The organism is Sphingomonas sp. PvP055 (assembly GCF_040546365.1).
GTDB classification, from domain to species: domain Bacteria; phylum Pseudomonadota; class Alphaproteobacteria; order Sphingomonadales; family Sphingomonadaceae; genus Sphingomonas; species Sphingomonas echinoides_A.
Genome location: NZ_JBEPNS010000001.1, coordinates 1,226,527 through 1,247,339 on the forward strand (window position 1 = coordinate 1,226,527; position 20,813 = coordinate 1,247,339).

The window sequence follows — 20,813 nt, forward strand, 5'->3', positions numbered from 1 at the left end:
CTAGGAAGCGTTGGAGCGCGGCTTAGAAGCTGAACCGTGCGCCGAGACGGACCGAGTAGAGCGAAGACCCGTTCGCGGTCACGAGCTGGTCGTTGACCACCGTGTTGGGGTCGTAGTTGCTGTACTGATATTGCGAGCACGGACCAGCGGCGCCAGCAATGCACGAAACGCGAACGACTGCCTTGGAGTAAGGGAAGTTCGCCCGCAGCTGCTGGCCCCAATCGGAATTGATCAGGTTCAGCGCGTTCTCGATATCCGCGAACACCGAGACGCGCGACTTGCCGATGAAGGTCGGGATCTGCTGCTCGAGATGCAGATCGATCTTCGTGAACCACTTCGAGCGGAAGCCGTTGCGCGGCGCGATCTGGCCGCGATAGTTCTTCAGGCCGGTCGACGTGATCAGCGCTTCGACCGCACTTTGCGTTGCGGCGTTGGCATAGACGACCTTGGCGTCGTTCACGGTCGGCACGTAGAACAGGTAGCGTGCGTTGGTGCTGACCGTGCCGAACACGTTGCCCGCCTGGCTGCGCGTCGTGTTGTCCTGGAAGGTGTAGCTGTACGGCGAGCCGCTGCGCGTTTCACCGAACAGGTCGAGCCGCGTCTTGTAGTCGCCGATGAACGCGTGCTCGAACGACACGTTATACTTGAACGAGCTGCGGACTTCGTCGTTCGAATGGCCATAGGCGCCGAAGTTCGGATCCAGGGCCGCGCCGTTGCCGTAGATCGACGACGCCTGCGACGAGGTCAGGCCGCCAGCGTCCTTCACCCACTGATAGGTGTAGCTGCCGCCGATGCCGAGACCGAAGTCGAAGTCCTTGCGCGCATGGATGACGCCGACATAGCCGACACCCTTGGTGGTGTTGGTCAGCAGGTAATCCGCGTTGGTGTCCGACGGGTTCGACGTGATCACGCTCGAATAGCGTGGGCGCCCGTCCGGCGTGAGCGTGCCGTTCGCCACCGACCGGATGTCGGTCACGATCACCTGGTTGCGGACCTTCGAGTAGAGGCCATCGACACCGAAGTTCCAGCCATCACCGAGCGGCCCGAGCGGACCGTCATAGTTGATCGACAGCGTGCTGCGCAGCTGCGACGGCAGCTTGAAGTTCGGCGCGAGGGCGTTGATCGAGGTGAGGTTGTTCTGCGTTGCCGACTGCAGCGCCGTATTGGCGGCGGCCGGGACGGTGTTGATGTTGACGTTCCGCAGGATCGCCGCACCCGAGGCGTTGGTGACGTTGTTGAGCTGGTAGATGCCGCCGTCGGTCTGCCGCGCGCTGACCGTGACGTTGGCGATGCCCGTGTTCGAGAACGAGTTGCCCGAATATACGTCGGGCGAACCCGCACCGAAGATGGCGACGCCACCACGGACGCTGACGTGGCGGACCGGACGGTAATCGAACGAGAAGCGCGGCTGGAACAGGCCACGGCCGCTGATGAACGACGCGTTGGAGAAGCCGTAGCGGCTGAAGAAGACCGGGTTGACCGTGGGGCGGCTGTCGGAGCCGAACAGGTCGTAGCGCAGGCCGGCCGAGACGTTCAGGTTCGAGGTGACCTTCCAGTCGTCCTGCAGACCGAACGTATAGGTGCTGTAGCTGAAGTTCGCCGCGGCGTCGTTCGGGTTGAGCGAAGGCGCGTTATTGTAGCTGAAGCTTTGCGCGTTGCCCGCGTTGAAGTCCGCGATCGAGTCGAAATAATAGGTTCCGGCCGACGGATTGACGAACGCGTTGAAGGTCGAATTGTGCTGATACTCGGTCAGCAGGCGCAGGTTGTGATCGCCGGCGCGCAGGTTGGCCAGGAACGACCCGCCATAGGTGGTGACGCGCAGGATGTTGGTCTGGCTCGGGCCACCGGCACCGATCTGGACCTGGGGGACCCCCGAGGCGCACGTCGTCGAATTGGTCGTAGAGACGGAGGTGCCGTTGTTCGAGCGATCCGACGTCGGCGCGGTGCAGACCGCGAACTGTGCGGAGCGACCCGTCAGCGGGACCTGGCCGCTGGTGTAGCGCTTGTACAGGCCGCGGACTTCGGTCGAGAGATTGCTGCCCCAGTCGGAGTTCAGCTGACCCACGCCGGCATAGACTTCGTTCGGCTTGGTGTAGGCGTTCGACGCCAGGCTGAGCGCGTTGGTCGCGGTGGTGGTCGGGACGATCAGCGCATCCTTGGTATAGATGCCGGTGACGGTCAGACGCTGCGTGTTCGAGAGGTTGGCGGACAGCTTGCCGACCAGGCGATCATCCTTGTCCCCGTTGGTCCGGACGATCCCGCCGGCGTCATAGCCATAGCGCGACTTTGCGGTGGCGACGATGCTGTTGACCGTTGCCGACGTCAGGCCGTTGACCGGCTGGCCGGCATTGTCGTCGACCGTACCGTAAGGCAGCGGCACTGCGGCGCGGACACGCTCGCCGGCGATCATGAAGAACAGCTTGTCCTTGATGATCGGGCCCGACAGTTCTGCGCCGTAATCTTCCGACTTGAACTTCGGCTGCGTGATCTTGCCGGTGGTGTTGGTAAGATACGGACGCGTGCGGTTGCCCGTCAGCCCGTCGCTGCTTTGCGTGTAGAAACCGGTGCCCTGGAAGCTGTTGGTGCCCGAGCGCAGGACCGCGTTGATCACGCCGCCCTGGAAGAAGCCTTCGCGGATGTCGTACGGCGCGACCTTGGTTTCGAACTGACCGATCGAGTCGAGCGGAACGGGGCCACGACGCGACGGCAGCGCGTCGGGGTTGAGGCCGAAGCTGTCGGTGATCGGAACGCCGTCGATGGTGAAGCGGTTGAAGCGCGGGTTCTGGCCCGCGAACGTGACCTGGCGGCCGTTGGTCGAGCTGGTGTCGAGCGTTGCGAAGGGATCGCGGCGCATGAGATCGCGAATGTCGCGGTTGACCGAAGCGACCTTGGAAATGTCGTTGGCGGTCAGCACGGTCGTCGGGCCGCTCGCGGTGGTGCCGGCGCCGCGGACACGGCTGGCGGTCACGACGATATCCGGACCTTCGGACGCGCCGACTTCAACCGGAAGGAGGAAGGGCTGGCCTGCGACGGTGAAGACGTCGGTCACCTCGGAGTTGCCCTGGGCGCTCGTCACGCCGACCGTGTAGGGACCGCCGATCGGAAGGCCGGGCGCGTTGAACGTGCCCGCCGCATCGGTCGTCAGATCCCGAACCGTGCCGGTCGCGCTGTTGGTGATCGACACCTTTGCCCCGGCGACCGGGGCGCCGCTGGCCGTCACGGTGCCGCGAATGGTCGACGTAGTTTCCTGCGCACTTGCGGCAGCAGGAATGATCAGCGCCGCTACGGCCGCGCCAAGGAGCAGATTGTGTCGCATTGGGGTCCCCCTACAGGATCTCGGAAACAGCGATCCCGGTGGGCCTGTGACCCTGTCCGCATCGTCTTGCCCGAGCCACTGCACGTGAAATATTTCGGTTGGATGACACTCGCAATGGAACTTATCGCGTATCTGACAATCCGTTCATGGTGCGTTGCAAAATAGCATCACATCGCCTGCGCAACGATCTCCGCCCAAGCCGCTTCATCGATGACCGAAATGCCGAGATCCGCCGCTTTCTTGAGCTTGGATCCTGCGCCCGGGCCCGCAACCACCAGATTCGTCTTCGCCGAAACCGACCCCGCCACACGCGCGCCGAGTGCCTCAGCCTGGGCCTTGGCTTCGTCGCGACTCATCGTTTCGAGGCTGCCGGTGAACACGATGGTCTTGCCCGACACCGGGGATTCGCGGGTCTCATGGACGACGTCGAGCGGCTTTACCTCGCGCAGCAATGCCGCGACGACCGCGCGATTGTGCTGTTCGGCGAAGAATTCGAGCAATGCGTCGGCGACTTCGGGGCCGATCCCCGCGGTCTCGATCGCGGCGGCGAGCGTCTTGCCGCGACGGAGCACGAACTTGGCGTCGGTCTCACCGAGGACGGGCTTTGTCGCGCGGCGGACGCGGAGCGCGCTGCGCACCATCGCCGCGAATCCGCGCGCCGACACATAGCGCCGCGCGAGGTCACGCGCGGTGATTTCGCCGACGTGGCGGATGCCGAGCGCGAAGAGGAACCGGTCGAGCCCGATCTCGCGGCGCAGGTCGATCGCGGCGATCAGCTTGTCGACGACGAGTTCGGACATCCGCTCGCGCGTGATCAGTGCCGCGCGGTGGGTGTGGAGGCGGAAGATGTCGGCGGGGGAGGCGATCAAGCCGTCGCGGAAGAACTCCTCGATCCGGACGAGCCCGAGGCCGCTGATGTCGAACGCGTGGCGCGAGACGAAGTGGATCAAGCGTTCGACGCGCTGCGCGGGGCAGATCAGGCCGCCGGTGCAGCGCACGACGACTTCGCCCTCGCCGCGTTCGGCGAGCGAGCCGCATTCGGGACAGGTGGTCGGGAAGGCGAAGGCGGGGCGGTCCTCGTCGCGGGTCAGGACCTCGACGATCTGCGGGATGACGTCGCCGGCGCGTTGCAGCACCACGCGGTCGCCGACGCGCGCGCCGAGCCGCTCGATTTCGTCGGCATTGTGGAGCGTCGCGTTGGTGACGACGACTCCGCCGACGGTTACGGGCGCTAGCCGTGCCACCGGGGTGAGCGCGCCGGTGCGCCCGACCTGGATGTCGATCGCGGTCAGCGTGGTCTCGGCGCGCTCGGCGGGGAATTTGTGCGCGATCGCCCAGCGCGGGGTGCGGCCGACGGTGCCGAGGCGGGCCTGCCAGTCGAGCCGGTCGAGCTTGTAGACGACGCCGTCGATGTCGAACGGCAAGTCGGCGCGGGCGTGTTCGATGCCGCGATAGACCGCGAGCGCGGCCTCGGTCGTGGTCGCGTGCGCAAAGCCCTCGGCGATGGGGAAGCCCCAGCCGCGGATCGCCGCGACGATGTCCGCCTGCGTATCGCCGGGGAGGGCGCTGGTTTCGCCCCAGCCCCAGGCGAAGAAGCGCAACGGGCGAGTCGCGGTGACGGCGGCGTCCTTCTGGCGGAGCGATCCGGCGGCGGCGTTGCGGGGATTGGCGAACTGGCGGGCTTCCTTCCCTGTTGCCTCCGCCTCGGCGAGAAGGCGCGCGTTGAGCGCGGCGAAATCGGCTTTCGCCATGTACACTTCGCCGCGCACTTCGAAGACGTCCGGCGCGCCTTTGGGCAGGGTATCGGGGATGTCCGGGATGTGGCGGACGTTGGCGGTAACGTCCTCGCCGACCTGCCCATCGCCGCGCGTCAGCGCCTGGACGAGCTGGCCTTTTTCGTAGCGGAGCGAGCAGGACAGGCCGTCGATCTTGGGTTCGGCGGTGAGATCGACCGGCGTATCGGCCGGAAGCGCGAGGAAGCGGCGGACGCGCCCGACGAAATCGGCGACGTCCTCATCCGTGAACGCATTGTCGAGACTGGTCATCGCGCGCGCGTGCGCGACCTTGGCGAGATGCGCGGCGGGGGCGGCGCCGACTTGCGTATTGGGCGAGTCGCTGCGGATCAGCTGCGGGAAGGCGGCTTCGAGCGCGGTGTTGCGGCGGACCAGCGCATCATAGTCGGCGTCCGAGAGTTCGGGCGCGTCCTGCGTGTGATAGAGGGTGTTGTGACGGGCGATCTCAGCGGCGAGGTGCGCGAGTTCGGCAGCGGCGTCGGTTTCGGTCTGGGGAAGCGCGGGGAGGGGAGGCGTGGCGGGCATGGCCCTGCGCTAGCGGAGGGCCGTGCCGTACATCAAGCTAATCGTCTTCGCTGGCGTCCATTTCGGCGAGGTGCTTGGCCTCTTCGTTGGTCGAACGGCGTTCCGCGGTCTTTTCGGCGCGGGTGGCCATTTCGTGCCAGGCTTTGGCTGCGCGAAGCCAGCGGCTGCGGACATTGTCCAGCGTCGCGGACGCTGCATCGGTTTCGGCCTGAACGGCGCGATCACGATAGAACATTGCGGTCGTGTTCGTAGGGGGTCTCCACGCATGAAAGAAACGCGCTCGCCGGGGGGAGACGAGCAAGGGTGCCGCCATGACGGCGACACCCCCGGATCGTAAACCGATCAGGCCTGGGCGAGCTTTACAGCCGAGACCTTGCCGCGACGATCTTCTTCCAGCTCGTACGAAACGCGCTGGTCGCGATCGAGCGTCGCCATACCGGCGGCTTCAACCGCGCTGATGTGGACGAACGCATCACCACCGCCGCCCTCAGGCGCGATGAAACCATAACCCTTGTCGGCGTTGAAGAACTTAACTGTGCCGATAGCCATAACGTATTCCTTAAGCCCGGACGGTGCCCCGATTGGGCAGCTTCCGGATGGGGCCGAGATCGAAGACGAATGCGACGTCCGGCCCCGGCCGGCGCATCCGATGGCGTTTGATCAGCCGTGCGCGGAAAAACCGCAGCGAACAGGCTGACCTGAAAGGGAAAGAGAGAAGAACAGAGACCACGTCCGGTGTGACAAGCGGGAGCGCGGGACGTCTCTCAGCCGCGCGATGCTTGGGAGCGGTGTCGCGCGATTTGGGTGGTGTAGCAGGTTATTACGGGGTTGTCGCGGTATTTGCTCAACCGATGATTGCGGGGGGCCGCGATCCACCATGGCTTTCGCACAATTGGTCGCCTGGAGTACGGCTTCTGCTCCTGCCGATCCCCCGGGGGAGCGCAACTGAAAGACGTCGTTGCGGCTGCGCTAGACGCTTTCCAGCAACCGGTCCGCCTGCGCGCGCGCCTCGGGCGTGATCTCCGCACCCGACAGCATGCGCGCGATTTCCTCGCGGCGGTCGGTGTCGTCGAGTGGGGTCACTCCGGTGCGCGTCACCACGCCGTCATGCCGCTTGGCGATCAGCAGATGCTGTGCCCCGCGCGCGGCGACTTGCGGGCTGTGCGTGACGACCAACACCTGCGTGCCGCCCGCGAGCCGCGCGAGCCGGTCGCCGATCGCGCTCGCCACCGCGCCGCCGACGCCACGGTCGATCTCGTCGAAGATCATCGTCGCGGCGCTGCCCTGTTCGGCCAGCGCGACCTTGAGCGCGAGGATGAAGCGCGACAATTCGCCGCCGCTGGCGATCTTGACCAGCGGCGCGAACGGCGCGCCGGGGTTGGTCGAAATCTCGAATTCGACCCGGTCCTTGCCCGCCGACGACCACGCATCGGCGGTCGCGGGCGCGACCACGGTGCGGAAGCGCGCGGCGTCGAGCTTGAGTGGCGAAAGCTCGCCGCGCACCGCAGCATCGAGCCGTTCGGCGGCGGCGGTCCGCGCCTTGGTGAGGGTGGTGGCGGCGCGATCGAACTCGGCGCGCGCGGTCGCGAGCTTGCGTTCTAGCGCGGCGATGCCTTCTTCCCCCGCGTCGAGCGCGGCCAGCTTCGCCTCGAGCTCGGCGGCGAGCTCGGCCAGATCGTCGGGCTGGACGCGATGTTTGCGCGCCATCCCGCGCAGTTCGAACAGGCGAGTCTCGTCATCTTCCAGCGCGGACGGATCGAACCACAGATCGGTCTTGGCAATGCGCAACTGGTCCTCGGCGACCGCGCCCTCGATTACCGCGCGATCGATTGCGGCGAGCGCTTCGGCCAGCGCCTCATGGTCCTCCGCCACGCGTTCCAGCACGCGGGCCGCCTGGCGGAGCTGGGCAAGACCGCCGTCGGAGCCTTCGAGCCATTGCTCGATCGCGGAAAGGTCGGCGGCGATCTTTTCCGAGCGCTGCATCGACCGGCGGCGCTCGGCGAGGGTTTCCTCTTCGCCCGGTTCTGGCGACAGCGCGCGCAGTTCGGCGACGCTGTGTTCGAGCCATTCGCGGTCGCGCGCGGCGCTTTCGATCGTCGCATGCGCGGTCGCCAGTGCGCCCTCGGCGGCGCGCCACGCCTTGTACGCGCCTGCCGCCGGACTGGTATCGACTCGCCCGAACGCGTCGAGCAGGGCGCGGTGCCCGCGCGCGTTGAGCAGGCCGCGATCGTCGTGCTGGCCGTGGATCTCGACCAGATGCTGCGCCATTTCGCGCAATAGTCCTGCCGATGCTGGCTGATCATTGACGAACGCGCGGCTGCCGCCGTCCGCCTTGACGATACGGCGGATCATCAGCGGTTCGCCGGGTTCGGTATCGAAGCCGTTCTCGGCGAGCAGTGTGGCGATCGGCCCTTCGGGGGCGGGCGTATCGAAGGTCGCGGTGACGACCGCCTGCGTCGCGCCTTGGCGCACGAGCCCCGCCTCGCCACGACCACCGAGCGCGAGGCCCAGCGCGTCCAGCAAGATTGACTTGCCCGCGCCGGTCTCCCCGGTGAGCACACCCAGCCCCGCGACGAAGTGCAAGTCGAGCGCTTCGATCAGGACGACGTCGCGAATGGCCAGCGAAATCAGCATCGTGCCGTCGCCTCTAGACTATCCTGCGCCGTTCCGGAATTGTTCTTTGCATCCGGCGCCGGCGGAACCGGGGACACGCGGCTTATTGGACCGGATTGGGGTTGTTCGGGTTGGTCGACGATCCGCCCACCGGCGCCGCGCGCGTGTCGCGGTTGATCTCCTTCGACTTGGTCGGGATGCTCAGCGCGCTCGTCAACGGTACGATCTGCTGGCCGGGCTGGATCGCGGCGACCGCGACCGGCGGATATTCCTGCGACAGCTTGTAGGCGCGCGCATACCAAGGCGTGCCGGGATAGTTGGCGCCAAGCACTGCGGCCGCCTTGCGCGCTTCGTCGGGCACGCCGAGCGCGAGCGATGTTTCGGTCAAGCGCATCAGCGCTTCGGGGACATGGGTGGTCGTCTGATAATCGTCGACGACGCGGCGGAACCGTCCGCTCGCCGCGAGCCAGAGACCGCGCCGTTCGTAGAACCGGCCAATCTCCATTTCCTTGCCCGCCAAGTGATCACGCACGAGATCGACCTTGAGCCGCGCATCGGCGGCATATTTGCTGTTCGGATAGCGCCGCATCAGTTCGCCGAGCGAATCGAGCGCTTGCTGCGTGATCTTCTGGTCGCGCGTGACGTCGCTGATCTGCTCGTAATAGCCGAGCGAGACGAGGTAATAGGCGTAGGGCGCGTCGCGGTTGCCCGGATGCACCGACAAGAAGCGCTGCGCCGACTGGATCGAGGCGGTGTAATCATGCGCGAGATAATAGCTGAACGCGCTCATCAACTGCGCGCGGCGCGCCCAGACCGAATAGGGGTGCTGCCGCTCGACTTCGTCGAACAGCGCAGCCGCGATCTTATAGTCGCCCTGGTCGAGCCGCAGGCGTGCGGTCGTGTACAAGGTGCCCACGTCGCGCGCGACATACGGAATGTCGGACTTGCCACGCTTCGCGCAGCCAGCGGTGGTGAAAGCGGTGGCGGCAATCAGCGCGAGCGCTGTGGCACGAAACAGGGGCGAGCGGGCATGGGGGGTACGCATCGGGGGTGGTCTTAGCCGAACCGTCGAGGCGCGAACAATCCTTTTCACCGTGCTTTCCCGTACGCACCCTTCCGGCTAGCGCTTTTCCCTTGAACGTTGCAGTGCTGGCGCGGATCACATCGCGCCAGTGCCGCGTTTGCGCCATTGGACCCTCCAGGAGAAACACCCCCGTGACCGCTACTTTGCTCGCCACCAAACGCGTTGAAAAGCCATGGGGTCGCCATACCTTGTGGCCCGGTTTTGCCAATCCGCCCGCGGACGGCGAAAAGGTCGGCGAGGTGTGGTTCCAGACCCCGCACGCAGGCGAACCCGATCTCCTGGTGAAATATCTTTTCACGAGCGAGAAATTGTCGGTGCAAGTCCACCCCGACGACGCGGCCGCCCAGGCGGCAGGCTATCCGCGCGGCAAGGACGAGGCGTGGATCATCCTCGCGGCGGAGCCCGATTCGACGATCGCGCTCGGGACGCTCGAGCCGATGACCAAGGACGCGCTGCGGGCTTCGTCGCTCGACGGATCGATCGAGCATCTGCTCGACTGGAAGCCGGTCAAGGCGGGCGACTTCTTCTATTCCGAAGCGGGCACGGTCCATGCGATCGGTGCGGGCGTCACGCTGGTCGAGATCCAGCAGAACGTCGACCTGACGTATCGGCTGTATGATTACGGCAGCGACCGCGAACTGCATCTGGATGCGGGCGTCAAGGTTTCGGACCCCGTGCCGTTCGTACCGCTGCCGACTCCGCCGCAGGACGGCACCGACCGTATCGTATTGGCGGAAGGGCCCAAGTTCGTGATCGAACGCCTTGCTGGCGGCACGCACACGATCGATTTGCCCGCTGGGCTGACCGGCTGGCTGGTTCCGCTGACGGGCGCGGGCGTCGTCGACGGCGTCGCGTTCAAGGCGGGCGAATGCCTGACGCTGGAAGGCCGGTGCGACCTTACCGTGGATGCGGGCAGCGATCTGGCGTTGGCCTATCCGGGCGCGAAGCGGATCTGATCTGGAGCCCGCCGCTTCGGGGACTCCCCGAAGCGGCGGATCTCAGACCTGCAAGCCGACCGCGCGCTGCGCGGCGGCGAGGGTCGGTGCCGCCAGCGTCGTGGCGCGCGCCGCACCGTCCGCCAGCACGGCGGCGACCGCGGCGCGATCCTCGAGCAGCGCCGTCAATCGATCGCGGATCGGCGCGAGCGTCGCCACCGCGAGGTCCGCCAGCGCGGGCTTGAAGACGCCGAACCCCTGACCGGCATATTGCGCCAGCACCGCATCGGGTGTGCTGCCTTCCAGCGCCGCGTAGATCGTCACGAGATTGCGCGCCTCGGCCCGCTCCGCCAGATCCGCCACCGCTTCGGGGAGCGCGTCCGCGTCGCTCTTGGCCTTGCGGATCTTGCTGGAAATCAGATCGTCGCTGTCGACCAGATTGATCCGCGATGCGTCCGACGGATCGGACTTGGACATCTTGGCGCTCGCGTCGCGCAGGCTCATGATGCGCGGCGCGGCCTTGGAGATCAGCGGTTCGGGGAGTGCGAAGGTGTCGCCGTAATCGGTGTTGAACTTGACCGCGATGTCACGCGCGAGTTCGAGATGCTGTTTCTGGTCCTCGCCGACGGGGACGTGCGTTGCCTGATACAGCAGGACGTCGGCGGCCTGCAGCACCGGATAGGTGAACAGCCCGACGCTCTGCGTCTCGCCCTTCTTGCCCGCCTTGTCCTTCCACTGCGTCATCCGGCTGAGCCAGCCCATCCGCGCGGTGCCGCCGAGGATCCAGTGGAGTGCGCTGTGCGCGGGTACGCGCGCTTGGTTGAACAGGATCGACCGCTTCGGATCGATCCCGCACGCGAGCAGCGTCGCCGCCATTTCGGTGGTGTTCGCGTCGAGCTCCGCGGGGATCACGGGCTGCGACAAGGCGTGGAGATCGGCGAGGAAGAACAGGCAATCGTCGCCCGCGGGGATCGCATCCTGCATCGCGACCCATTGCCGGATCGCGCCGAGATAATTGCCGAGGTGGAGATTGCCGGTTGGCTGGATGCCGGAAACGACGCGCATGGTCAGGTCTCTTACGTCAGGCGCGTTTGCGCTTCAGGAAGGAAAGATCGTCCCGGGTAAACGCCCCGAGCACGAAGGTCATGATCGCATAGACCAGCCCGCCCGCGGCGACCAGTACGACCATCGCGCCGGTCCGGATCATCCAGGTGCCGTGCGTATAGGGGGCGAGGAGCCCTTGCAGCAGCCACAGGATCAGCCCCATCGCCAGTGCCGCAAGCGCAAGCCGCCACGCGCGGCGCTTGAGCCGGGCGTCGGGTTCGAAATGCCCGCGCTGGCGCAGGGTGCGATAGAGCAGCACGACGTTGAAGGTCGACGCCAGCGCGGTCGCGAGCGGCGGCCCCATATGTTTGAGCGGAATGATCAGCGCGAGGTTGAGCAGTAGGTTGACCCCCATCGACATCGTCGCGAAGCGGACCGGCGTCTTCGTGTCCGACCGTGCATAAAAGCCCGGGGTCAGCACCTTCACCAGAATGTAGCTCGGCAGGCCGATCGAGAAAGCGGCGAGCGCTTGTGCCGTATAGAGGGTGTCGAGCGTGCCGTATTTGCCATGCTCGAACAGCGCGGCGACGATCGGCGCGCCGCACAGCACCAGCGCGACCGTCGCGGGCAGGGTGAGCAGCAACGCGAGTTCGAGTCCGCGGTTCTGCGTCGTCATCGCGGTCGCCTCTTCGCCCGCGGCGAGTTGGCGCGAGATCAGCGGGAGCAGCACCGTGCCCAGCCCGATCCCGATCAGGCCCAGCGGAAGCTGGTTCACGCGGTCCGCCAGATAGATATAGGTGACCGACCCGTGCGGCAGCAGCGAGGCGGCCAGCGCGGTCGAGACGACGAGGTTGATCTGCACCGCCCCCGCACCCGCCGCGGCAGGGAGGATCAGCGACAGCATCTTGCGGACGTCGGGGGTCAATCGCGGCATGCTGAACCCGAGCCGGACGCCGTTGGCACGGCACGCCCAGACCAGCCAGCCGAGTTGCAGTACCCCGGACACGCTCACCGCGACCGCCTGATTCCGCGCAGTCCCCGCCGGATCGCTGGCATGGAAGACCAGCAGCGCGGCGATCAGCGTCAGGTTGAGCAGGATCGGTGCGGCCGCATTGACCCAGAATTTCTGCAGCGAGTTGAGGATTCCGCCGAGCAGCGAAACGACGCTGATGAGCATGAGATAGGGGATGGTTAGCCGCGACAGCAGCACCGCGAAATCGAATTGGTCCGAACGGACGTCGTTGAAGCCACCGGAGAGCAGATACGTCACCGGCCAGGCGGCGAGTTCGAGGATGACGGTCATGACGATCAGGATCGGCAGCAGCACCGACAGTACGTCGCGCGCGAAGGCGAGGCCGGTGGGGAGGCCGTCTCCGGTCTTGTCGCCGACCTTCTGGTTGAACATCGGGATGAACGCTGCCGAAAACGCACCCTCCGCGAACAAGGCGCGGAACAGGTTGGGCAGGCGGAACGCGACGAGGAACGCGTCCGACGCGAAGCCGGCGCCGACATAGCGCGCGAACAGCGAATCGCGGACGAGCCCGAGGATGCGGCTGGCAAGCGTAAGGCTGCCGATCGATCCGAGCGCGCGGGTAAGGTTCATCGAGTCGGGCCGCTTTCCAAGATCAAATGTGCGCGCGACCCGGTATCCCCCCGGCGCAGCGCCGGGGGGACGTCATCGGATCAGGCCGAGCCGAGCGGGTTGGCGGTCGCGCCGGCTTCCTGCTGCGCGAGGAAGATGCCGCCGAAGTCGATCGGCTCGAGCAGCAGCGGCGGGAAGCCACCGTCGCGAATCGCATCGGCAAGGACGCGGCGCGCGAACGGGAACATGAGGCGCGGCGCTTCCGCCAGCAGGAACGGCTGGAGATGTTCGGCGGGGAAATTGCGCAGGCCGAACAGCCCGGCGTAAGAAAGATCGACCAGGAACGCGACCTGTCCGTCGGCGTCCGCCTTCACTTCGATCCGCAGCACGATCTCGTACACATCGTCCCCGACCTGTGCCGATGCGATGTTGAACTGCACGTCGATCGCGGGTGCGGTCTGGTTCTGGAAGATTGCCGGGGCGTTCGGGTTCTCGAAGGAGAAGTCCTTGATATACTGCGAGATCATCCCGGCTGCGGGGGCGGTGTCCGCCCCGTTGGCGAGAGGCTCACCGGCAATCCCGGTCGAAGTGATGAAGCCGTCGTCCTGCTCGCTCATGCAACGCGTCCTTAATGTCCGTACTATAGATATCGCCACGGGTGGCGCAGTCGAAGCCGCGCGCGTAGCAGGGGGGCGAGCCGAGTTCAACGGGCGCCGGTTGTCACGCACGTGGCGCATCATTTGAAACCTTCGTGCGTTGCGCCTATGTATCCCTGTCTGCCAACCCGCCGGAGGCCGCGTGTTCCTATTAGTTATTCTCGCGATGATCGCCGGTTTCATGGCGCTCCAACTGTATCGAGTCCTGGGCAAGCGCACCGGGCACGAACAGCCTTTGCCCAAGCCAGCGGAGGACAGGGCGCCCCTGACCCTCGTCCCGCGCCCTGTCGAAGCGATCGCTGAATCACGGGAGCCTGCAAGTCGGCTGGTCGAACCCAAGGCCGAGTCGGGCATTCGCTCGATCATTTCGGCGGATTCGTCGTTCGACGTCGCACGGTTCCTCCAAGGCGCGCAGGCGGCGTACCGGATGATTCTGGAATCATACTGGCAGGGCGACACCGAACAACTGGATTGGCTCACCGAAGCCGGCGTTCGCGATGCGTTCGTCGCCGCGATCGACGAGCGCAAGGAAGCCGGTCACAAGCTCGAAAATCGCGTCGTCTCGATCGAAAAAGCGATCGTCTCTGATGCGGTACTCGACGGCAAGGTCGCGCGCATCACGGTTCGCTTCGATGCCGACATCGTTGCGATTACGCGAGACGCCGAGTCGGTGGTGATCGCCGGGTCGATGACCGACGCGGTGGAAACGCATGACGTGTGGACCTTTACGCGGACGCTGAAGAGCAGCGATCCGAACTGGAAGCTCGCCGACACCGACGAGGCGTGATGACCGTGCAACGGGGGGAAGTGGCCCGTATGCTGCCCTGGCGGGGGCTGTGTGCCGGTGTGGCGATGCTGCTGTCGGCGTGCGGTGGGCAGGTCGAACGACCCGCACCCGTATCGCGTCCGGCGCCGGTCGCCCGGCCCGTTCCCGCGACGCCGATCAAAGCCGTACCGACGGTTGCCGTTCCCGGGAGCGTCAACGCCGTCGCTTCGGGTTTTGTCGCTGGTCCACCGGTTGCCGACTTGCCGCTGCGCGAGGAGGATGCAGTGCGCGCGGTCGTTGCATTCCGAACGTCGTGCGCATCGCTTCAGCGGCGGACGGATTCGTCCGGACTGACGCGGGGCAGCGACTGGCAGGCGGCCTGTGCCGCAGCGCCGACAGTTGCCCCTGGCGGTGCACGCGCCTTCTTTGCCCAATATTTCGAGCCGGTGCAGGTCGGCGACGGCAAGGCTTTCGCCACCGGATATTACGAACCCGAGATCGCAGCGTCGCGCCAGCCGGTCCCGGGCTATGCGGTGCCGATCTACGGTCGCCCGAACGACCTGATCGACGTCGACCTCGGGCTGTTCAGCGATTCGCTTAAAGGCCGCAAGATTCGCGGTCGCGTGTCTGGGTCCAATTTCGTCCCCTATGACGATCGCACCGCGATCGAGCAGGGGACGCTTGGCGGGCGGGCGCCGATCATCTCTTATGCGGCGGATCCGGTCGCGTTGTTCTTCCTGCAGGTGCAGGGTTCCGGGCGGCTGCGCATGCCCGACGGATCGATCGTGCGGATCGGCTACACGTCGCAGAACGGCCGCGACTACACCGGTATCGGTGCGCTGATGAAGCGGCGCGGGCTGCTCGGGCCGGGGCAGACCTCGATGCAGGGGATCGTCGCGTGGCTGCACGCGCATCCCGACGAGGCAACCGCGATCATGCGCGAAAACAAGAGCTACGTCTTCTTCCGCGAGCAGGCGAGCGCGCCGCAGGGCGCGCTGGGCGTCGCGGTGACGGGCGGCGTGAGCGCTGCAGCGGACCCGAAGTTCGTGCCGCTGGGCGCGCCGGTCCTGTTGTCGATGGACCGCGCGGACGCGAGCCGGCTTTGGATCGCGCAGGATACCGGCGGGGCGATCAAGGGGCCCAACCGGATCGATACCTTCTGGGGTGCCGGGCCCGACGCGGAGGCAACCGCTGGCGGCATGTCGGCGCGCGGTACGGCGTTCCTGCTCGTGCCGACCGGGACGATCGCACGCCTGACGCAGGAGAGGGCCAATGGGGCACCGATCCCTCAGCCCTGACGAGGCCGCCTTATGGGTCCGCGTCATGTCCGGCGTGCGTCCCATTGCGCGCCGACCGGCGGAACCCCTGTCGAAGAAACCGGTCAGTCCATCCGCCGCCGCTCCCAAACCGGCCCAAGCGATCAAGCCCAAGGCAGGATCGCTGCCGCCGACGTTGACGATGGTGGTGAAGCCGTCCCGGTCTCCGGCGTCCGTCTTCGCGGGAACCGGCCCGACGGTGCCGCCGCGTGCCGTGCGCGCGCAACCGCCAGTCGTTGCCAACACGCTCGACGGGAGCTGGGACCGCAAGCTCTCGCGCGGTCTGGTGTCGCCGGACCGGACGGTCGATCTCCACGGGCATACGCTCGCCAGCGCGTATGATCTGCTTGACGCGGCCCTGGCGCAGGCGATTCGCGCGGGGGACCGCACCGTCCTGCTCGTGACGGGAAAGCCACCGCGTCCGGCAAGCGAGCGCCCGCATGCGCGGGGCGCGATCCGGGCGGCGACGGGGGATTGGCTGGCAGGCTCCCGGCACAGCTCCGCGATCGCGGCCGTCCGGGCGGCACATCCAAGGCATGGTGGCGCCGGCGCGCTGTACATTGTGCTCAAGCGACCCCGGGGTCTTTAAAGCAATAGCAACCCTGCGTGTGGGAACAGGCTTGGCGGTCGCGGCTGGCCGTGCAAAGTGACGGTCTCCCCGGGCCGGTCGGTCGAATGACGAAAAGGATCGCTGGAATGGCTCCGTGCGCGTAATATTGGTCACCGGATCGGCTGGTTTCATCGGCTATCATCTTTGCAAGATCTTGCTGGCCGAAGGCTTTCGGGTCGTCGGGGTCGATTCGATGTCCGATTATTACGACGTTGGTCTGAAACGCGCCCGGCACGCCGACTTGCAGCGCAGCAATGCCTTCTCCGCGGAGGAATTCGACATTCTCGAGGCCGACCGGTTGATGGACTATACTACGCGGGCGCGCCCCGACGTGATCGTCCATCTCGCGGCGCAGGCCGGGGTCCGCTACAGCCTTGAAAACCCCCGCGCTTATATCGACACCAACGTGACGGGGACGTTCAACGTGATGGAAGTCGCGCGGGCGTTGAAGGTTGCGCATCTGCTGATGGCGTCGACGTCGTCGGTGTACGGGGCGAACGAAGCGATGCCGTTTGCGGAGACCGACAAGAGCGACACGCCGCTGACCATCTACGCCGCCACCAAGAAGGCGAACGAAGCGATGGCGCATAGTTATGCGCACGTCTGGGACATTCCGACGACGATGTTCCGCTTCTTCACGGTGTATGGACCGTGGGGGCGGCCGGACATGGCGCTGTTCAAGTTTACCAAGGGGATCCTCGAGGGGACGCCGATCGAGATCTTCAACCACGGCGACATGTGGCGCGATTTCACCTATGTCGAAGACCTGGTGCGCGGCATCCGGTTGCTGATCGATGTCGTGCCGGAGCGTCCCGCGTCGGCACAGGACATCGTCGCCGGCGACAGCCTTTCGCCGGTCGCGCCGTATCGGATCGTCAACATCGGCAATTCGGACAAGGTCCGGCTCGAGGATTTCATCGAGGCGATCGAGGCGGAAGTCGGCAAGCCGGCAGTGCGCCAATATCTGCCGATGCAGCCCGGCGACGTGCCCGCCACTTGGGCGAACGCCGATCTGTTGCGCCGCCTGACCGGTTACGCCCCTGCGACGGACGTTCGCACCGGGGTCAAACACTTCGTCGCATGGTATCGCGGCTATTACGCCACGCCTGAACAATAACGCCTAGGAACCGACGCAGAACTTAAGTAGGCGAAAAATGGCACGCCTATGGTTCGAACGTTGCGGTTCAGGGCAAGGATAAGAGATAGAGCATGACGGTCGAAAGATGCGGAATCATCCTGGCAGGCGGATCCGGGACGCGGTTGCACCCCCTGACTCAGGCGGCGTCCAAGCAGTTGATGCCGGTCTACGACAAGCCGATGATCTATTATCCGCTGTCGACGCTGATGCTCGCGGGGATCAAGCGGGTGCTGATCATCACGACCCCGCATGAGCAAAGCGCGTTCCAGCGGTTGCTGGGTGATGGCAGCCGGCTCGGAATCTCGATCACCTACGCAGTGCAGCCGGAGCCCAACGGGCTGGCGCAAGCCTATCTGATCGGCGCCGAGTTCGTCGACGGAAAGCCGTCGGCGCTCGTGCTTGGCGACAACATCTTCTACGGTCACGGCTTGGCGGATCTGGTCGATACGGCGAATGCTCGCACGGCTGGTGCGACGGTTTTCGCTTATTATGTCCGCGACCCGTCGGCGTACGGTGTGGTTGCGTTCGACCCCAAGACGCGGGCGGCGATCGATCTCGAGGAAAAGCCGAAGAACCCGAAGTCGAACTATGCGGTGACCGGCCTGTACTTCTACGACGAGCGCGCGGTGGATTTCGCGCATCAGCTCAAGCCGTCGCCGCGAGGCGAGCTCGAGATTACCGATCTCAACCGGATGTATCTCGACGCGGGCCAACTCAACGTCGAGATCATGGGGCGTGGCTATGCCTGGCTCGATACCGGTACGCATAATTCGCTGATCGACGCGGGCAATTACGTCCGCATTATCGAGGAGCGGCAGGGCCTCAAGATCTGCTGCCCCGAGGAAATCGCGTGGCGCAAGGGCTTCATCGATTCGCCGCAGCTGGAGCGGCTCGGCGGTGAATTGCGCAAGAGTGGCTATGGCGATTACCTGCTCGGCCTGCTCGAAGAGGGGCATCCGCAATGGTGAACGTCATCAAGACGCCGATTGCGGACGTCCTGATCCTCGAACCCAAGGTGTTCGGTGACGATCGCGGCTTTTTCCTCGAAAGCTGGAACGACACGACCTTCAAGGACCTCGGGCTCGACTGGACGTTCGTTCAGGACAATCACAGCCGCTCGGCCAAGGGCGTGTTGCGCGGACTGCATTATCAGCAACCCAACCCGCAGGGGAAACTGGTGCGCGTGGTGTCGGGCGCGGTGTTCGACGTCGCTGTCGACATCCGCAAGGGGTCGCCCACGTTCGGCCAATGGACCGGCGTGCACCTGAGCGCGGCGAACAAGCGGATGTTCTGGGTCGGCCCGGGGTTGGCGCACGGGTTCCTCAGCCTCGAGGACAACACCGACTTCCTCTACAAGTGCACCAGCACCTATTCGCCCAAGGATGAGCGCGCCTTGCTGTGGAATGACTCGCAGGTCGGGATCGACTGGCCGCTCGACGGAATCGAACCGACCTTGTCCGCGAAGGACCAGGTCGCGCAGACCCTCGACCAGATCGCCGCGTCATGAAGGCGCTGATCGTTGGCTCCGGCGGACAGCTTGGCCATGCCCTGATCGCCACGGCCCCGGCAGGGGTCGAGATCGTCTCGGGCGACCAGGACGTGCTCGACATCACCGATGCCGCGCGGGTTGCGGCCTATGTCCAGGAGGTTGCGCCCGACGTGATCTTCAACGCCGCCGCGTACACCGCGGTCGACAAGGCGGAGAGCGATGCGGCGCTCGCACAGGCCGTGAACGGCGATGCGGTCGGCTACCTGGCCGCCGCAGCGCGCTCGTTTGGCGCGAAGCTCGTCCATGTCTCGACCGACTTCGTCTTCGACGGCAGCGGGACCACGCCGTACGCGCCCGATGCCACGCCGGCACCGCTCGGCGTCTATGGCAGCACCAAGCTTGCCGGTGAACGGGCGGCTGGCCCGGACGCACTGGTGGTGCGCACCGCTTGGCTGTACGGCCCGGTCGGCGCCAACTTCGTCCGCACGATGCTGCGGTTGATGCAGGCGCATCCGCAAGTCCGGGTCGTCGGCGATCAGGTGGGGTGCCCGACCTACGCGCCCGCGTTGGCGGCGGCGCTCTGGGGACTGGCCGAACGCGGCGTGACGGGTGTGTATCACTTCAGCGACGGCGGGCAGGCGAGCTGGTACGATTTCGCGGTCGCGATTCAGGAAGAGGCGCTCGCCGCAGGCCTGCTCGAGAAGGCCGTCCCGATCGTGTCGATCACCACTGCGGACTATCCGACGCCTGCCCGGCGCCCGGCTTATTCGGTGCTCGACTGTTCGGCGACCTATGCCGCGCTCGACCGTGCGCCGACGCCGTGGCGCGACAATCTCCACATCATGATCGAAGAGATCCAGAACCATGGCTAATCTGCTCGTTACCGGTGGCGCCGGCTTCATCGGCGCGAACTTCGTGCATTACTGGCGCGCCAACCATGCCGACGATGCGATCGTCGTGCTCGATGCGCTGACCTATGCCGGCAATCGCGCGAACCTCGACGGGGTCGAGGCGGTCGACTTCGTCCACGGCAACATCCTCGACACCGATCTGGTCACGAAGCTGTTGCGCGACCATGCGATCGACACCGTGGTGCACTTCGCGGCGGAAAGTCACGTCGACCGCTCGATCCTCGATCCCGACGCGTTCGTCACGACAAACGTGCTCGGCACGCACAGCCTGCTGCGCGCCGCGCGGACGGTGTGGCTCGACGGCGGCAGCGGCACGCCGCATCGCTTCCACAACGTCTCGACCGACGAAGTCTACGGGTCGCTCGGCCCGACGGATCCCGCCTTCAGCGAAACCACACCCTATGCACCCAATTCGCCTTATTCGGCATCGAAGGCCGGGGCGGACCATCTGGTGCGTGCCTATCATCACACCTTCGGGCTGGACGTGACGACGACGAATTGCTCGAACAATTACGGCCCGTTCCAATTCCCCGAAAAGCTGATCCCGCTGTTCCTGATCAACGCGCTCAACGGTCGTAACCTGCCGATTTACGGCGACGGGATGAACGTGCGTGACTGGCTCCACACGTCGGACCATTGTCGCGGGATCGAAGCGGCGCTGCAGCGCGGCACGTCGGGCGAAGTCTATAACATCGGTGGCGGGGAAGAAGTCCCCAACCTGACCGTGATCGACGAGATCTGCCGCAGCGTCGACGCGGCGTTTGCCGCGGATCCGTCGCTGGCCGAGCGCTATTCCAATTCGCCCGCCGCGCGCGGGGAAGCGACTGCGACGCTCAAGACCTTCGTCGAGGATCGCAAGGGCCACGACCGCCGCTACGCGATCGACGAACGCAAGGCGCGGGCGGAGATCAATTACACGCCGGCGCGTGATTTCGCGGGTGGCCTCGCGGATACGCTCGCCTGGTATCTCGCGAACGAAGCGTGGTGGCAGCCGATGCTGGAACGCGCGAAGCTGACCAGCAAGTAAAAGCGGGT

The 20,813-nt window shown here is 65.8% G+C and carries 18 protein-coding genes; 9 read left to right on the forward strand and 9 right to left on the reverse strand.

All coding sequences use genetic code 11. The annotated features are described in order from the left end of the window. Positions 1–22: 22 nt before the first annotated feature. The 6 genes from ABIC16_RS05950 to ABIC16_RS05975 form a co-directional block, all read right to left on the reverse strand. Positions 23–3,316 carry a TonB-dependent receptor gene (locus tag ABIC16_RS05950; protein WP_354290405.1) on the reverse strand — a complete coding sequence of 1,098 codons (3,294 nt, stop codon included), beginning with the start codon at positions 3,314–3,316 and terminating at the stop codon, positions 23–25. Between the two features lie 167 nt (positions 3,317–3,483). Then, on the reverse strand, positions 3,484–5,634 hold the full coding sequence (gene ligA, locus ABIC16_RS05955) for an NAD-dependent DNA ligase LigA (protein WP_354290406.1): 2,151 nt from the start codon (positions 5,632–5,634) through the stop codon (positions 3,484–3,486). Between the two features lie 37 nt (positions 5,635–5,671). Then, on the reverse strand, positions 5,672–5,869 hold the full coding sequence (locus tag ABIC16_RS05960) for a hypothetical protein (RefSeq protein WP_277970624.1): 198 nt from the start codon (positions 5,867–5,869) through the stop codon (positions 5,672–5,674). A gap of 107 nt (positions 5,870–5,976) precedes the next feature. Beyond that, complete coding sequence (locus ABIC16_RS05965; protein ID WP_010164742.1) at positions 5,977–6,183, reverse strand: cold-shock protein; 207 nt, start codon at positions 6,181–6,183, stop codon at positions 5,977–5,979. A 420-nt stretch (positions 6,184–6,603) separates the two neighbouring features. After that, the gene (gene recN / locus ABIC16_RS05970) at positions 6,604–8,268 is read right to left on the reverse strand and encodes a DNA repair protein RecN (RefSeq protein WP_354290407.1); all 1,665 of its coding nucleotides are present in this window, start codon (positions 8,266–8,268) and stop codon (positions 6,604–6,606) included. An 82-nt stretch (positions 8,269–8,350) separates the two neighbouring features. Next, positions 8,351–9,292 carry an outer membrane protein assembly factor BamD gene (locus tag ABIC16_RS05975; protein ID WP_354290408.1) on the reverse strand — a complete coding sequence of 314 codons (942 nt, stop codon included), beginning with the start codon at positions 9,290–9,292 and terminating at the stop codon, positions 8,351–8,353. 170 nt (positions 9,293–9,462) lie between these two features. On the opposite strand from ABIC16_RS05975, the gene ABIC16_RS05980 reads away from it, so the two are divergent. Then, positions 9,463–10,287, forward strand: coding sequence for a class I mannose-6-phosphate isomerase (locus ABIC16_RS05980; protein ID WP_354290409.1), 825 nt, complete (start codon positions 9,463–9,465; stop codon positions 10,285–10,287). Positions 10,288–10,329: 42 nt separating this feature from the next. Here ABIC16_RS05980 and trpS read toward each other — a convergent pair whose 3' ends face one another. From trpS to secB, 3 genes are all read right to left on the reverse strand, one after another. Then, the gene (trpS, locus tag ABIC16_RS05985) at positions 10,330–11,331 is read right to left on the reverse strand and encodes a tryptophan--tRNA ligase (protein WP_277970628.1); all 1,002 of its coding nucleotides are present in this window, start codon (positions 11,329–11,331) and stop codon (positions 10,330–10,332) included. A gap of 16 nt (positions 11,332–11,347) precedes the next feature. Then, entirely contained in the window at positions 11,348–12,913 is a 1,566-nt protein-coding gene (murJ, locus tag ABIC16_RS05990; protein WP_354290410.1) for a murein biosynthesis integral membrane protein MurJ, read from the reverse strand. Between the two features lie 80 nt (positions 12,914–12,993). Continuing rightward, positions 12,994–13,509, reverse strand: coding sequence for a protein-export chaperone SecB (gene secB / locus ABIC16_RS05995; protein WP_354290411.1), 516 nt, complete (start codon positions 13,507–13,509; stop codon positions 12,994–12,996). A gap of 181 nt (positions 13,510–13,690) precedes the next feature. On the opposite strand from secB, the gene ABIC16_RS06000 reads away from it, so the two are divergent. The 8 genes from ABIC16_RS06000 (at position 13,691) to rfbB (ending at position 20,805) form a co-directional block, all read left to right on the forward strand. After that, positions 13,691–14,335: a Tim44/TimA family putative adaptor protein gene (locus tag ABIC16_RS06000; protein WP_354290412.1), complete on the forward strand. Its 645-nt coding sequence runs from the start codon at positions 13,691–13,693 to the stop codon at positions 14,333–14,335. A 29-nt stretch (positions 14,336–14,364) separates the two neighbouring features. Next, positions 14,365–15,612, forward strand: a complete 1,248-nt coding sequence (gene mltA, locus ABIC16_RS06005) for a murein transglycosylase A (protein WP_502958341.1) — start codon at positions 14,365–14,367, stop codon at positions 15,610–15,612. After that, positions 15,587–16,219 carry a Smr/MutS family protein gene (locus ABIC16_RS06010; protein WP_354290413.1) on the forward strand — a complete coding sequence of 211 codons (633 nt, stop codon included), beginning with the start codon at positions 15,587–15,589 and terminating at the stop codon, positions 16,217–16,219. The genes mltA and ABIC16_RS06010 overlap by 26 nt, the downstream gene beginning before the upstream one ends. A gap of 115 nt (positions 16,220–16,334) precedes the next feature. Next, entirely contained in the window at positions 16,335–17,357 is a 1,023-nt protein-coding gene (locus tag ABIC16_RS06015) for an SDR family NAD(P)-dependent oxidoreductase (protein ID WP_354290414.1), read from the forward strand. Positions 17,358–17,449: 92 nt separating this feature from the next. Further along, positions 17,450–18,346: a glucose-1-phosphate thymidylyltransferase RfbA gene (rfbA, locus tag ABIC16_RS06020; protein WP_277970635.1), complete on the forward strand. Its 897-nt coding sequence runs from the start codon at positions 17,450–17,452 to the stop codon at positions 18,344–18,346. Further along, entirely contained in the window at positions 18,340–18,885 is a 546-nt protein-coding gene (gene rfbC, locus ABIC16_RS06025; protein WP_354290415.1) for a dTDP-4-dehydrorhamnose 3,5-epimerase, read from the forward strand. Before rfbA ends, rfbC begins: the two co-directional genes overlap by 7 nt. Continuing rightward, positions 18,882–19,739, forward strand: coding sequence for a dTDP-4-dehydrorhamnose reductase (gene rfbD, locus ABIC16_RS06030; RefSeq protein WP_354290416.1), 858 nt, complete (start codon positions 18,882–18,884; stop codon positions 19,737–19,739). The genes rfbC and rfbD overlap by 4 nt, the downstream gene beginning before the upstream one ends. Further along, positions 19,732–20,805, forward strand: a complete 1,074-nt coding sequence (gene rfbB, locus ABIC16_RS06035) for a dTDP-glucose 4,6-dehydratase (protein ID WP_354290417.1) — start codon at positions 19,732–19,734, stop codon at positions 20,803–20,805. Before rfbD ends, rfbB begins: the two co-directional genes overlap by 8 nt. Positions 20,806–20,813: the final 8 nt, after the last annotated feature.